At 71.0% G+C, this 12,867-nt stretch carries 13 protein-coding genes and 1 pseudogene; 9 read left to right on the forward strand and 5 right to left on the reverse strand.

Going from position 1 to position 12,867, the window contains the following annotated elements; translation table 11 throughout:
* Nucleotides 1-154: 154 nt before the first annotated feature.
* The gene (locus SMA5143A_RS25420) at nt 155-1,039 is read left to right on the forward strand and encodes an acyl-CoA dehydrogenase family protein (protein ID WP_107465169.1); all 885 of its coding nucleotides are present in this window, start codon (nt 155-157) and stop codon (nt 1,037-1,039) included.
* A 504-nt stretch (nt 1,040-1,543) separates the two neighbouring features.
* Complete coding sequence (locus SMA5143A_RS25430) at nt 1,544-2,071, forward strand: ATP-binding protein (protein ID WP_375136544.1); 528 nt, start codon at nt 1,544-1,546, stop codon at nt 2,069-2,071.
* A gap of 455 nt (nt 2,072-2,526) precedes the next feature.
* Here the strand turns inward: SMA5143A_RS25430 and SMA5143A_RS25435 are convergent, their stop codons facing one another.
* Nucleotides 2,527-3,459: a cyclase family protein gene (locus SMA5143A_RS25435; RefSeq protein WP_107465172.1), complete on the reverse strand. Its 933-nt coding sequence runs from the start codon at nt 3,457-3,459 to the stop codon at nt 2,527-2,529.
* A 105-nt stretch (nt 3,460-3,564) separates the two neighbouring features.
* Between SMA5143A_RS25435 and SMA5143A_RS25440 the strand changes: the two genes are divergently transcribed.
* The 4 genes from SMA5143A_RS25440 to SMA5143A_RS25455 all read left to right on the forward strand — a co-directional run bounded on the left by SMA5143A_RS25440 (nt 3,565) and on the right by SMA5143A_RS25455 (nt 8,317).
* On the forward strand, nt 3,565-4,485 hold the full coding sequence (locus SMA5143A_RS25440; protein ID WP_107465173.1) for an SDR family NAD(P)-dependent oxidoreductase: 921 nt from the start codon (nt 3,565-3,567) through the stop codon (nt 4,483-4,485).
* Nucleotides 4,486-4,708: 223 nt separating this feature from the next.
* Complete coding sequence (locus SMA5143A_RS25445; RefSeq protein ID WP_107465288.1) at nt 4,709-5,842, forward strand: acyl-CoA dehydrogenase family protein; 1,134 nt, start codon at nt 4,709-4,711, stop codon at nt 5,840-5,842.
* A 64-nt stretch (nt 5,843-5,906) separates the two neighbouring features.
* Nucleotides 5,907-6,956, forward strand: a complete 1,050-nt coding sequence (locus SMA5143A_RS25450) for a Zn-dependent alcohol dehydrogenase (protein ID WP_107465174.1) — start codon at nt 5,907-5,909, stop codon at nt 6,954-6,956.
* A 149-nt stretch (nt 6,957-7,105) separates the two neighbouring features.
* Nucleotides 7,106-8,317, forward strand: a complete 1,212-nt coding sequence (locus tag SMA5143A_RS25455) for a glycosyltransferase (RefSeq protein ID WP_107465175.1) — start codon at nt 7,106-7,108, stop codon at nt 8,315-8,317.
* A gap of 148 nt (nt 8,318-8,465) precedes the next feature.
* Here SMA5143A_RS25455 and SMA5143A_RS25460 read toward each other — a convergent pair.
* Together SMA5143A_RS25460 and SMA5143A_RS25465 are read right to left on the reverse strand one after the other, a co-directional pair.
* Nucleotides 8,466-8,705: pseudogene (locus SMA5143A_RS25460) on the reverse strand (helix-turn-helix domain-containing protein); the annotation flags it as partial.
* 111 nt (nt 8,706-8,816) lie between these two features.
* Nucleotides 8,817-9,590, reverse strand: coding sequence for a helix-turn-helix domain-containing protein (locus SMA5143A_RS25465; protein WP_107465176.1), 774 nt, complete (start codon nt 9,588-9,590; stop codon nt 8,817-8,819).
* A gap of 320 nt (nt 9,591-9,910) precedes the next feature.
* Here SMA5143A_RS25465 and SMA5143A_RS25470 point away from each other — a divergent pair, with 320 nt between their 5' ends.
* Nucleotides 9,911-10,411 (forward strand): glycine-rich domain-containing protein, encoded by a 501-nt coding sequence (locus SMA5143A_RS25470; RefSeq protein WP_258193736.1) that lies wholly within the window; start codon nt 9,911-9,913, stop codon nt 10,409-10,411.
* A gap of 75 nt (nt 10,412-10,486) precedes the next feature.
* A complete protein-coding gene (locus tag SMA5143A_RS25475; protein WP_107465178.1) occupies nt 10,487-11,116 on the forward strand; it encodes a class I SAM-dependent methyltransferase in 630 nt (209 codons plus the stop codon).
* 21 nt (nt 11,117-11,137) lie between these two features.
* On the opposite strand, the gene SMA5143A_RS25480 is transcribed toward SMA5143A_RS25475, so the two are convergent.
* Nucleotides 11,138-11,560, reverse strand: a complete 423-nt coding sequence (locus SMA5143A_RS25480; protein WP_258193737.1) for a recombinase family protein — start codon at nt 11,558-11,560, stop codon at nt 11,138-11,140.
* 141 nt (nt 11,561-11,701) lie between these two features.
* On the opposite strand from SMA5143A_RS25480, the gene SMA5143A_RS25485 reads away from it, so the two are divergent.
* Complete coding sequence (locus tag SMA5143A_RS25485) at nt 11,702-12,331, forward strand: helix-turn-helix domain-containing protein (protein ID WP_107465180.1); 630 nt, start codon at nt 11,702-11,704, stop codon at nt 12,329-12,331.
* A gap of 143 nt (nt 12,332-12,474) precedes the next feature.
* Here SMA5143A_RS25485 and SMA5143A_RS25490 read toward each other — a convergent pair whose 3' ends face one another.
* Nucleotides 12,475-12,864: a hypothetical protein gene (locus SMA5143A_RS25490; protein ID WP_107465181.1), complete on the reverse strand. Its 390-nt coding sequence runs from the start codon at nt 12,862-12,864 to the stop codon at nt 12,475-12,477.
* Nucleotides 12,865-12,867: the final 3 nt, after the last annotated feature.

Consider the following 12,867-nt stretch of genomic DNA (forward strand, 5'->3'; position numbering starts at 1 on the left):
GGGGGTGTGCGGTGGGTTGGCGGGTGCGGGTGGGGTGTGGCTGGTCGCGCAGTTCCCCGCGCCCCTGAAAGGCAGGGCTGCGCCCTGCTTTCGGTGCGCAGTTCCCCGCGCCCCTGAAAGGCGTTGGTGTGCTCGGCTTTGAAGGGGGTCCCTGATGCGGTTTCGACTTGATCAGCAGCAGCTTGATGTGAAGCGTGCTGTGCGGGAGTTGCTTGATCGGCGGTTTGGGCGGGGCGCCTTGCGGGAGGGGGTCGAGGCTCCTCGGGTCGATCGGGGGCTCTGGCGGGAGCTGGGGCGTGCCGGGGTCTTCTCGCTGCGGTTGCCGGAGGCTGACGGTGGGGTCGGGCTGGGGTTGCCCGAGGCCGTGTTGGTGTTCGAGGAGGCGGGGCGTGCGCTGCTGCCCGGACCGCTGGTGGCCACGCATCTCGCGGCGGGAGTGGTGCCGGGGGCCGCGACCGGGGAGACCGTCGTGACCACCGTCGGGGGTGGTGGCCTGGTGGAGTGGCTGGACGAGGCCGACGTGGTGACGGGGGACGCGACCGGCGCGGTCCCGGTGCGGTCCGTCGACCCGTTGACGCCGCTGCACCGGGTCCCGGCGGGCTCCCGTACCGCCGAGCCGGACGGCCTCCTCGTCCTGCTCACCGCCGCCGAGCAGCTCGGCACGGCGGTGCGGACCTGCGAGGCGGCCGTGCAACACGCCCGGACGCGCGAGCAGTTCGGGCGGCCCATCGGCGCGTTCCAGGCGGTCAAGCACCTCTGCGCCGACCTGCTGGTCCGTGTGGAGGTCGCCAGGGCGGCCGTCTACGCGGCGGCCGTCACCGCCGACCCCGTGGACATCGCCGCGGCCCGGCTGCTGGCCGACGAGGCGGCCGTGCGCGGCGCCCGCGACTGTCTCCAGGTCCACGGCGGTATGGGGTTCACCTGGGAGGCCGACGTACACCTGTGTCTGAAGCGGGCATGGGTCCGGGCGGAACGTGGCGGATTGGTGACGGACAGTGAGGAAGCGCTGGCGGGCGAACTGTTGGTCGAGTCCCGCTGAACGCGCTGACCAGGGCCGCCGTGAAGTCCGTGGCGGCCTCATCGGGGAATGTCGCGGAACGTGGCATGCCGGAATTACCGAGCGTTGATACCGGGTTGTGTCCTAGGTGTGACTTGTCACGGCCTGGAGTCGGAGTCGTACTCCGGTACCTTCTGGGGGATGCGAGTGGTTCCGAGGCTCAGCCGGCCCGGTGTTGCCCCTGTGGCGGCCCCGGACGTGGCGGTGTCCGGCGCTCGTGAAGTGGGCCGGAGGCGCGTCACTCCGGTCTGTTCGACTCCCCGCGATGAGCGTCGCACAGTATGCCCCAGGCGTACTCCTTCGCGCTGGAATATGCCCGAAGCGCTTGTTGGGGTGACTGTACGTCAACCATGCTGTCTAGTAAGGGGATCACGTTCCGTGATCCCGGTGCCGACGGCAGTGGAGTCGGCCGAGCAGAAGATGACCACGATCGTGGCCCCGGAGGGGCGTGCGGCGATGTGTCCGCCGGTTCGGATGGTGTGAGCGGTGCAGGTGCTTCAAGTGCAGCTGGAGATCCGGCCCGACCCCGCAGAAGTGGGTCGCGCCCGGAGATGGGCCCGTTCACGGCTCGCCGGGTCCGGGATAGGGGACGACGAGCCGCTGGGCGAGACGCTGATCCTGCTCGTCTCCGAGCTGGTCACCAACGCGGTCGTCCACACCGGGCGGCCGGCTGTGCTGCGGCTGCTGCTGTCCGGGCTCCGTGACGGCTCCGCCGGCACGGTCCGCCTGGAGGTCGCCGACACCAGCGCGTGTCCGCCGGCGCCCCGCTGCGCCGACGGCGACGAGACGGGCGGGCGGGGCCTCGCGCTCGTCGAGGGGCTCGCCGACCGGTGGGGCTGGAGCCACGAGGGCATCGGCAAACGCATCTGGTGCGAACTGGACCGTGCCACCCCCGGCCCGTCCGGAGCGACCGGCGTGGGCGGCGTCGCGACCCCCGCCGTGTGCTCGTCGGGCCGCGCCGTCCCAGGCGTGACGGCGGTGTCCCGCGGCGGACTGGTGTACCGGGCGGTCTAGGGCGGGGCGGGGCGGACTGCCGTACGGGGCGGTCCGGCGCGGGTGGTCCGGATCGGGGATGGGTGGGGTGGTTTCACTCGGCAGGCGCCCGGCGTGCGCCTCTGTGTCGCATGCGCCTGCGCGCCGAAGCACGGCGCCGGACCCTTGCGCTCGCGGCGGCGGGTGTGTGCGCCGGGGGTGCTCCCGTACGCGGCGTCGGGACCCGGGCCCGAGGGGCAAATCCCCGAACGGGTGTTGACGTGCCGTGTCCGTTTGATCACGCTTATGGCTATCGATTCGCCGCGAGGGGACGACGAGGGCTTCGGTGACGGGAGCCCTCGACGAGTGTGGGTCGTGTTTCGGCGTCGGCTCCCGACCGGGCGGCCCGGGGAGCGGGGCGGGTACGCCGAGGCCGGATGGCGGCGCGCGGTGCCGAGCTCGGGGCGGGCAGCGGCGCGCCGCCCACCGATCCTCTCTCACAGCACCGCCACCGGGGCCACCGGTGTGCCCGTACCGCCGACGAACGGCTCCGGCATCGCCGACAGCAGGAAGGCGTACCGGCCCACTTCTCCACAGGCTGTGGACAACTCCTCCAGATTCCAGTTCTGGCCCTGCGGCATGCCCATCTCGACCAGGTGCAGCGCGTGCACCGGGAGCCAGAGGTCCTCGATCTCCGGCGGGAAGATCTCGAAGGTCATCGTGTCGTTGGCGACGGCGGCGACGTCCCGCGCGTGGAACCACTCCGGGGTACGGATCGACAGTCCCGGCGACGGGAACGCGTACCCGTGCTTGTCGCCCGCGAGGTACGCCTGGACCTGCCCGGTGCGGACGAGGACGATGTCGCCCGCGCGGACCCGCACCCCGGCCGACTCCTCCGCCGCGTCCAGGTCCTCGGGCGTGACCGCGTGGCCGCCGGGCAGCCGGTCGGTGTCGACGCCCAGGGCGCGCGGGATGTCGAGGAGCACGCCGCGGGAGACGATGTGGCGGGCCTTGTCGATGCCGGCGAACGCGGCCCCGGTGTGCGGGGTGATCGTGTCCGCCGGGCGGCCGTTGTAGAGGCGGCCCGAGTGGGAGACATGGGTCAGGGCGTCCCAGTGGGTGCCCGACTGAAGGCCCATCGTCACGGCGTCGTCGCTGCACGCGACCGTGCCCGGCCCGAAGATCTCCTGGTTGATCTGCACCATGACGTGCAGCGGATTGACCCGGCCCGGGATCATCCCCGTCTGCACGCCGTCCTGCCGGAGGGGCAGAGCGAGCGGGACGCGGCGACCGGAACGGACCGAGCGAGCGGCCTCGCGAACCACGTCGTCGGTGATCAGGTTGAGCGTGCCGATCTCGTCGTCCGCCCCCCAACGGCCCCAGTTGTTCACGCGCTTGGCGATCTCGTGGAACTCCGCAGGCAGTGACATCGGCCCTCCCCGGGGCTTGTGCCGGTGTATCTGACGGGTCGTAGAATCGGCGTGCGAGCAAATCTAACGGTCCGTCAGAAACCGCGATGAGGGGAAGGGGCCGGGGTGGGTAACTTCTTGGCAGGCAAGGTCGTCGCCGTCACGGGCGCGGGACGGGGGATCGGCCGCGCGGTCGCCCTCGCCGCGGCGGCGGAGGGCGCGCGGGTCGTAGTCAACGACTACGGCGTGTCCGTCGACGGCTCCGAACCGACCAGCTCCGTCGCCGAGACCGTCGTCAAGGAGATCGAGGCGGCCGGGGGCGAGGCCCTCGCCGTCGCCGACGACATCTCCACGATGGCGGGCGGACAGCGGGTCGTGGACGCGGCGGTCGCCGCGTACGGGCGCATCGACGGGGTGGTGTGCGTCGCCGGGATCCTGCGGGAGCGGATGCTGTTCAACATGTCCGAGGAGGAGTGGGACCCGGTGGTCGCCACGCATCTGAAGGGCACGTTCACGGTGTTCCGGGCGGCGTCGGCGGTGATGCGGAAGCAGCGGGCCGGGACGTTGATCGGGTTCACCAGCGGCAACCATCAGGGGTCCGTGTCGCAGGCCAACTACAGCGCGGCCAAGGGCGGGATCATCTCGCTGGTGCGGAGCGCGGCGCTCGGGCTGCACCGGTACGGGGTCACCGCGAACGCGGTCGCGCCGGTCGCGCGGACGCGGATGTCCGCGGGGGTGCCGGTGGAGTTGACCGACATCGGTGAGCCGGAGGATGTGGCGGCGTTCGTGGTGTACCTGCTGTCCGAGCGGGCCCGGGAGGAGCGGATCACCGGGCAGGTGTACACGGTGGCGGGGCCGAGGATCGCGGTGTGGGCCCAGCCGAGGGAACTGCGTTCGGCCTGGTCGGAGGGCGGGTGGACGCCGGAGCGGATCGCCGAGGTGTTGCCCGGGGTGGTGGGGGTGGATCCGATGCCGATGCTTTCGCGAGTGGAGGAGATGGCGCGGGCCGCGACCGAGGGGGCGCGGCCGAACAAGGGCGCCTCATAGCTCGGGGCCGGGGGGTTGTTGGGCGGCTGCGGGTGGAGTGTGGCTGGTCGCGCAGTTCCCCGCGCCCCTGGGGGGTGGGGGTGTGAGTTGTTCGGTTTGTGCGGGTGGGTTGTGGCTGGTCGCGCAGTTCCCCGCGCCCCTGGGGGGTGGGGGTGCGGCTTTGAGGTCAGTTGTTCTGCCTGGGTGACAGAGGTTCGTGCGGTCGGCCGGAGGCGGTGTGGGCGTGGACTTTGGGGTGGAGGACGGGGCGTTTCGGCGGGAGGTGCGGGCTTGGCTCGCGGGGCATGCCGGGGCGGCCGGGGACCGGCGGGCCTGGGAGCGGACGCTCGGGGCCGACGGGTGGATCGGGCTCGGGTGGGCCGAGGGCGGGTACGGGAATCGGACGGCCACGCTCGTCCAGCAGGTCGTGTGGGCCGAGGAGTACGCGCGTGCCGGCGTGCCGCCCAGGTCGGGGCACATCGGGGAGAAGCTGCTCGCGCCCACCCTGATCGCCTTCGGGACACGGGAGCAGAAGGAGCGGTTCCTGCCGCCGATCGCCCGCGGCGAGGAGCTGTGGTGCCAGGGCTACAGCGAGCCCGGCGCCGGCTCCGACCTCGCGGCCGTCCGCACCAGGGCCGAGCCCCGCCCGGACGGGACGTACACCGTCACCGGGCAGAAGATCTGGACCTCGCTCGCCCACGAGGCGGACTGGTGCTTCGTGCTGGCGCGCACCGAGCCCGGGTCGCGGCGCCACCACGGGCTGTCGTTCCTGCTCGTCCCCATGGCCCAGCCGGGCCGCGTCGAAGTGCGGCCGATCCGGCAGATGACCGGCACGAGCGAGTTCAACGAGGTGTTCTTCGACGGGGCGCGCGCGACCCATGTCGTCGGCGCCGAGGGCGACGGCTGGCGGGTCGCCATGGGCCTCCTCGGCTTCGAACGCGGTGTGTCGACGCTCGCCCAGCAGATCGGGTTCGCGGAGGAGCTGCGCGACGTCGTACGGGCCGCCGTGGCGAGCGGCGCCGCCGACGACCCCGTCGTACGGGAGCGGCTCGTACGGCAGTGGGCCGAGCTGCGGGTGATGCGGTGGAACGCCCTGCGGACGCTGGGCGGTTCGGAGGAGCCGGGCGCGCCGAGCGTGGCCAAGCTGCTGTGGGGGCGGTGGCATCAGCGGCTCGGCGAGCTCGCGATGGAGGTACGGGGCGCGGACGCGGCGGTGGGGCCCGTGGAATGGTCGCCGGGGACGCCGTACGCACTCGATCCGCTTCAGCACCTGTTCCTGTTCAGCCGGGCCGACACCATCTACGGCGGCTCGGACGAGGTGCAGCGCACGATCATCGCCGAGCGGGTGCTCGGTCTGCCGAGAGAACCGAGGGGTTGAGGGGCGTGACGACGGTGCGGAGGGTGAGAGTCGGCCGGTCGACGGTGGGCCGGGGGGTGCCGGCGTGAGAGGCGTCGTGTTCGACGGGAAGCGGGTCGAGGTCGTCGACGATCTCGACGTCCGGGAGCCGGGGCCCGGCGAGGTGCGGGTCGCGGTCGCGGCGGCCGGGCTCTGCCACAGCGATCTGTCGGTGGTGGACGGGACGATCCCGTTCCCGGCGCCGGTGGTGCTCGGCCACGAGGGCGCGGGCGTCGTCGACGCGGTGGGCGCGGGCGTCACCCATGTCCGGCCCGGTGACCATGTGGCGCTGTCCACCCTCGCCAACTGCGGGACCTGCGCCGACTGCGACCGGGGGCGGCCCACCATGTGCCGTCGCGCGATCGGGCGCCCGGAGCGGCCGTTCACACGCGGTGCGGAGCCGGTGTTCCAGTTCGCCGCCAACTCCGCCTTCGCCGAGCGGACGGTCGTCAAGGCCGTGCAGGCCGTGCGGATACCGGACGACATCCCCTTGTCGTCGGCCGCGTTGATCGGCTGCGGCGTACTGACCGGGGTCGGCGCGGTCCTCAACCGGGCACGCGTCGACCGGGGCGAGAGCGTGCTCGTCATCGGGGCCGGGGGAATCGGGCTCAACGTCATCCAGGGGGCGCGCCTCGCGGGCGCGACCCGGATCGTCGCGGTCGACGCCAACCCGGAGAAGGAGGCCGTGGCCCGGCGGTTCGGCGCCACGCACTTCCTCACCTCCGCGGAAGACGCACGGGAGGTCGTGCCGACCGGCGTCGACCACGCCTTCGAGTGCGTCGGCCGCGTCGAACTCATCCGCCAGGCGATCGATCTGCTGGACCGGCGGGGACAGGCGGTGCTGCTGGGCGTACCGGCGGCCACGGCCGAGGCGTCCTTCCGGGTCTCCTCCCTCTACCTGGACAAGGCGATCCTGGGCTGCCGCTACGGATCGTCCCGCCCCCAGCGGGACATCGCGCTCTACGCCGAGCTGTACCGCGCAGGGCTGCTGCTGCTCGACGAACTGGTGACCGCCACGTACCCGGTGGAGGACTTCGCGAAGGCGGCCCAGGACGCGGCGGAGGGAAGGGTCGCGCGGGCGGTGCTCACGTTCTGAGCGTCGGGGCGCAAACGAAAGGGCAAGGAGTCACCGAACTCCTTGCCGTGCTCAACTTATAGCGCACGGGGGGTCTTGCGGCAAGGGCCCGGTCGTACCGCAGAATCACCGGCCTGAGCGGGAGTTCGGCGGAGATCGGGAGTGGTGGAGTGCGCGTTGTGCTGTCGACCTACGGGTCGCGGGGGGACATCCAGCCGATGGCGGGACTGGCCGCGGGTCTGCGCGAGTCGGGCGCCGAGGTACGGGTGTGCGGCCCGTCGGACGACGAGTTCGGGAAGCTGCTCGCCGGGATCGGCGTCGAGATGGTGCCGTACGGGCCGTCGGCGCGGTCGCTGACGAAGGCGGCGCCGCCCGCGTCGACGATCCCCGAACGCGCCGCCGAGGTGATCGCAAGCCAGTTCGAGGTGATCACCGCGGCCGCCGAGGGCTGGGACGTCCTCGTGGCGACCGGCATGATCCCGGCCGCGGCCGGCGCGCGCTCGGTGGCCGAGAGACTCGGCATCCCCTCGGTGTCCGTGACCTTCCAGCAGCTCACGCTGCCGTCGCCGCAGCGCCCGCCGCTGGCGTACCCGGGGCATCCGCTGCCGCCGGACGTGACCGACAACCGGGCGCTGTGGGACCTCGACGCCGAGGCCGTCGACGCGCTGTTCGCGGAGGCGCTCAACACCCACCGGGCCGCGGCCGGACTGCCCCCGGTGGACGGCGTCCGTGACCATGTCGTCGGCGACCGCCCCTGGCTGGCGACGGACCCCGTCCTCGACCCGCCGACGGAGATGCCGGACTTCGACGTCGTCCAGACCGGCGCGTGGTTCCTGCCCGACGAACGGCCCCTGCCGGACGAGCTGTCGGCGTTCCTGGACGCCGGCGACCCCCCGGTCTACGTGGGCTTCGGCAGCATGCCCATGCACGCCTCGCGGGACGTCGCCCGCGTCGCCGTCGACGCGGTGCGGGCGCAGGGCCGCCGGGTGCTCGTCGGGCGCGGCTGGGCCGATCTCGCCCTGATCGACGAGCGGGACGACTGCCTCGCCGTCGGCGAGGTCAACCACCAGGCGCTGTTCGGGCGGGTGGCCGCCGTCGTCCACCACGGGGGCGCCGGCACCACGACCACGGCCGCCCGGTCCGGCGCACCCCAGGTCGTCGTACCGCAGTTGGCGGACCAGCCGTACTGGGCGGGCCGGGTGGCGGCCCTCGGCATCGGCGCGGCCCACGACGGCCCCGTCCCGACCCACGCCTCCCTGTCGGCCGCGCTGGAGGTGGCGCTCGCCCCGGAGACGGGGGAGCGGGCCTGGGCGGTCGCCGCCACGGTCCGCACCGACGGGACGGCGGTGGCCGCGCGGCTGCTGCTCGACGGGGTCGGGTGACGGCGGGACGGGGTCGGGTGACGGCGGCGGGGCGCCGCGCCGGGGCCTGGTGATGGCGGACGGCCGCCGCGCCGGGGTCTGGTGACGGCGGGCGGCCGCCGCGCCGGTGTCTGGTGACGATGGATGGGCGCCGCCGCCGGGGCCGCGGTCAGGGCTGTCGCTGAGGGGCCGCGGGTGTCGCTCCGCCCGAGCGGAACGTGCGCCGGTACGCCGTCGGGGTCACCCCCAGGGCGCCCTGGAGGTGCTGGCGCATCGACTGGGCGGTGCCGAATCCCGCGTCGTGGGCGATCTGGTCGATGGACAGGTCGGTGGACTCCAGGAGGTGGCGGGCCCGTTCGACGCGCTGCCGGGTCAGCCACTGGCCGGGGCTGACCCCGACCTCCTGCTTTGGGGAACTTGGAGGCGGTCTTGCGTACCTGCCGGTTTCGAACCGGCCGGGGCGGATTCGGTGGCCAGTTGCCCGCACCGGGCGGCTCCCGCAGGGGAGCGCCCCGATCCATCACTCCGGTGTGGTCGAGTACCGCTCGATGCTCGCACGGCCTGTCGATCGGTCGAGTAGGCGCAGCTCCCACGGGCCCGTGTTCACGTCGAAGTCCTTGCCGAACCCGACCCATTTGCCCGCCATACGTCGGCCCGTCGGCTCGATCAACAGCTGAATCGCACCGTGGTACCGGGCGCCCTGGTAGTAGCCGTCAGCCGCCGTCTGCTCGGTCCACGTACCGGTGACGACGTTCCGTTCAACTGTGAGATCCAGAGACAATGGGCTGTCCGGGTTGGTCGATGCTCCGGGCAGGCTCTGAGCTGTCAGCCGGTTGCCGTGCTGGACGATCACGACGTGATGCTTGCAGTCGAACGTCTCGTCGCGGCTGGACGAGTAGAACTCGTACCGGGACAGCCAGATGCCCGCGTACTCGCTCTGCGGCTCCGCCTCCGGGCTTGTGACAGCGTCGGCCGTACCGACTTCCTCAGCCTCCATGTCGTGGCCTCCTGCCCCGTCTGAGTGGACGCGTGCCATCGGGATCGCGAACCCCAGCGACTCAGGGGAACGGCCGGTGAACCGCTTCAGTGCCCGCGCATACAGCGGGCGGCATGTCCTGGTCTCCCCGGACTCCCAGCGTTGCACGAGTCGCTTGGAGGCGTCGTTCGGCTCCCCCAGCTCCTCGCCTGCGCCGCGTAAGCCCCGGGCGAACTCGTCTTGGCTGAGGTTCATCGACTTGCGCACAGAAGTCAGCACGTCGTTGGGGATTCGCTCCCGTTCGGCCGGAGTCGTCATGATCCGAGGGTAGCCACGTCACGCCTCCAATGACACCGGTTTGACGCCCTCGGGGTGACACCGACATGACGCCCGAGGGGCGCCTTGAACGTCGCCGCAATGGTCATGATCGATCCGGAACATGGTCGTCATGTCCATCCGCATCAGCGCTTACACGGTGAGAGCCGACGGCACCAGACCAAGCCACGAACCCTGTACGAGGGTGAGGGCGGGGAACCCCTCGCTACTGGCCTGATGCCGCCGTGCCTGTGCCCCAAGTGCGGGGGTGGGCGACATGACCGGAGCACCACGGACCCCCAATTGCGTGGAGGCAAGCCAGCATGAGCACGACAGTAGTGACCCGCGACCCGAAGGCGTACGTCACCCCGGAGGTGTGGGAGCGGGAGGTGGCCCTCCTGCTCCGCAACCCGGAAAACACGCGCGAACTGGCCGATGCCAAGTTCGGACAGGCCATCGCCTACCTGGTCACGTGCGGCGAGAACCCGGACCTTCTCATGGGCCCGTCCAAGCAGGTGGACGAGGCATGGCACTCGTTCATGCTCGACTCGATCCCGTACCACCACTTCACCAGCCGGCACTTCGGCCGGTACATCCACCACGTACCGGAGCTTCCGGGGGCGGCGGCCGGTGTCCAGTGCGTCAGCGACAACAAGGCGACGCTGGACGGCCACGACCTCAAGACCGGCGGCCCGCTCGTCCTGGACCAGACGATCAAGGCCATCACGGCGGCCGGGTTCGAGATCGACTCCGACCTGTGGGGCATGGAGGACGCGGCCGACTGCAACCAGTGCCACGCAGGGTGCCACGACTCGCCCAAGTAGTAGTGAGCAGCATGTGAGTTGGGGCCTGTCCCCGTACGTTGGGGGTGGGCCCCTCATGCTGGAAAGGATCACTGCATGTCATTGGCTGAGTCCTGGGACAGGTACGCGGGCGGGAGCAAGCCACGCAAGACCGTGAACGCCAAGGGTGATACGACCTGGCTGAACTGGACTCAGTACGCCGATCACGGGCCGAACGAGAGTGTTCTGGGCCCCGTGGCCGGACGCCGGGTGCTGGAACTCGGGTCGGGGAGCGGTAGCAACCTCGCGCACCTCGTGACGCTTGGCGCGACGGGTCGAGGTGTGGACATCGCCCCCGCCCGCGAGACGGTCGCGCGGGAGTGCTGGGGCCACTTGCCGGGCCTTGAGTTCCGGACGGCGGAGGCGACGACATTCCTGAGCGAGACAGAGGAGACGTTCGATGTCGTGCTCTCGATCTTCGGTGCCGTGTGGTTCGTCGATCCGGACACCCTGCTCCCGCTGATCCGCTCGCGCATGGCGCCGGGCGGCATCCTGGCCTTCTCGCATTTGCCTCCGGGCAGCCAGGGGCCGAAGCCCGGCAAAGCCGGACAGCGGCACGATCGCACCCCGGATGAGTGGGGGCGCATCCTGACGGGGCACGGCTTCTCTGACGTGCGCGTGTCTCTGATCGACCCGCCAGAGGGCAAGGCTGTGGGCACGATGCTTGTCCGTGCCTTGGCGACCTGACCGCGCGGCTGTGCGCCTGTCTCAGGACACCCCGGCCTTCTGGCAGACGGAGCGAACCGTCATGGCGCTCCACTTCGCGGCTCTGCGCGGGGGCAGGCCCTCAGTGTCGAGCTGCGTGCCGATGGCCCGGTAGCTCATCCCCTTCGCCCTCAGTTCGAGTATGCGGGCCTGTGCCGCCTGCTCCGTGGGGTTGGGTGCAGCGTCGCGCTCTCGCCCCTCTCCGTCCCCGTGGAAGCCGTAGGCATACGCACCGACAGCCTTCCGTCCGGATGCTGCCTTGGCCGCACGCCCGTCCCGGAGACGCTTGACCACCATGCGCCGATCGAGTTCGGCGAACACGCCGATGACCTGCCGCATGGCCGTGCGCATCGGGTCGTCAGGGTCGTCCTGGTGGACCTCCCCACCATTTCGACCGCCGTGTCTTGGCGGCTCAAATCCTGCCACGGTTCTGGGGTCCGCCTGAGAGGAGCCTCAGACGCGATGACCTGCGCTTTCGTATCTGGAGACCTGTAGATTTTGAGGTCCTTGTGAGTCTTCGGAGAAGGGAAGCCCGCGATACAGGAACACGTATGGCGTCGTGCGCTGGTGCGCTCGAACTTGAAGCCCGCAGAGAAGTTGGTCGGCGTCGCCATGGCGCTGTACGCGGACTACGAGACGGGCGGGAACGTGTGCCCGTCGAACGGCACGATCGCCAGGGAACTCGGCTACGGCGGGAAGGCTCCAGAGCAGACGGTCAACAAGATCGTAGGCAGGCTCCGTAAGGCTGGCTGGCTCACGAAGACCGGCAAGGTGCCGGATGGTCCAGTGATCTACCGACTCACTTTGCCGAAGCAGGCGAGTATGGCTGTGAAGCCATACAACCTACATGCCTACAAGAACGACGGCGGTAAGAGCGAGGAGCCAGCGGCGAAGAGCAAGCCGGAAGGCGAAGTGCGGCCCCCCGTCGGGGGCCGACAGGGCGAAGACGAAGAGCGCAAGCAGCCGACGAAGGTGGGCCGCGTGAGCGGCCCTCAGCAGGAAGACGAAGGGGACGGGTCTCTTGGGGAGCCTCCGGCCCCCACCCTGTCCTTTGTGGATCTTGGCAAGGTCAAGCAAGAGGACCAGCGTCGACGCTGGTTCGGCGACGCGTACGCGGCTCCCTTGCCGGTGGACTTCGACTACGACCGCTTGACCGACCGGCTCCAAGAAGCGGGGCAAGAGCCGCCCCCTTTCTGATCCGGCATGACGAAGCCCCGGCCTCTGGATGATCAATTCCAAGGGATGCCTGCGGAGGGTTTGAAGTGGGCGTCGGTCGAAGCCGCCGCGAGACGGTCGGGCGGCGGGCTGCCGGCCCTGGTCGTCGAGGTGGCAGCGGGCGGTCAGGCGTCAGGGTCGACTTCGGGGTGCGTGAACCGCAGGGGCTTGCCCAGCGACCGGGCGTAGGCGATTTCGGCTCGGGTGCTGTCTCCGATGTGGTCGCCGACTACGAGCACCTCGTCGGCGAGCCGGATCTTCGCCCGGTGCAGCTCGCCGAGCCGGACCTTCAGCGCCTCGGCCTCGGCGGGATCGGACCAAAGCCCGTGCGGCGCCTTCATGTCGAAGCCCGGTTTGACGACGATTCTTCCGGCTTTGGTCTCCCGCAGATCGGCCTCGGTCATCTCGGTCATGAAGCGGGTGGAGCCGCAGATCACGACGATACGCGGGAGGCTCAACAGCTTCTTCGCGTCGGCGAGTTTCTCCTCGGGGGTGAGCAGTTGCGGGTATGACATCTG

The organism is Streptomyces sp. MA5143a (assembly GCF_900290235.1).
GTDB lineage: Bacteria > Actinomycetota > Actinomycetes > Streptomycetales > Streptomycetaceae > Streptomyces.

Excerpts from the sequence above, each read along its gene's own strand:
- SMA5143A_RS25435 (WP_107465172.1), bottom strand. The coding sequence starts at position 3,459 with ATGTCACTGCCTGCGGAGTTCCACGAGATCGCCAAGCGCGTGAACAAC.
- SMA5143A_RS25490 (WP_107465181.1), bottom strand. The coding sequence starts at position 12,864 with ATGTCATACCCGCAACTGCTCACCCCCGAGGAGAAACTCGCCGACGCG.
- SMA5143A_RS25475 (WP_107465178.1), top strand. The coding sequence starts at position 10,487 with ATGTCATTGGCTGAGTCCTGGGACAGGTACGCGGGCGGGAGCAAGCCA.
- SMA5143A_RS25470 (WP_258193736.1), top strand. The coding sequence starts at position 9,911 with ATGAGCACGACAGTAGTGACCCGCGACCCGAAGGCGTACGTCACCCCG.
- SMA5143A_RS25420 (WP_107465169.1), top strand. The coding sequence starts at position 155 with ATGCGGTTTCGACTTGATCAGCAGCAGCTTGATGTGAAGCGTGCTGTG.
- SMA5143A_RS25465 (WP_107465176.1), bottom strand. The coding sequence starts at position 9,590 with ATGACGACTCCGGCCGAACGGGAGCGAATCCCCAACGACGTGCTGACT.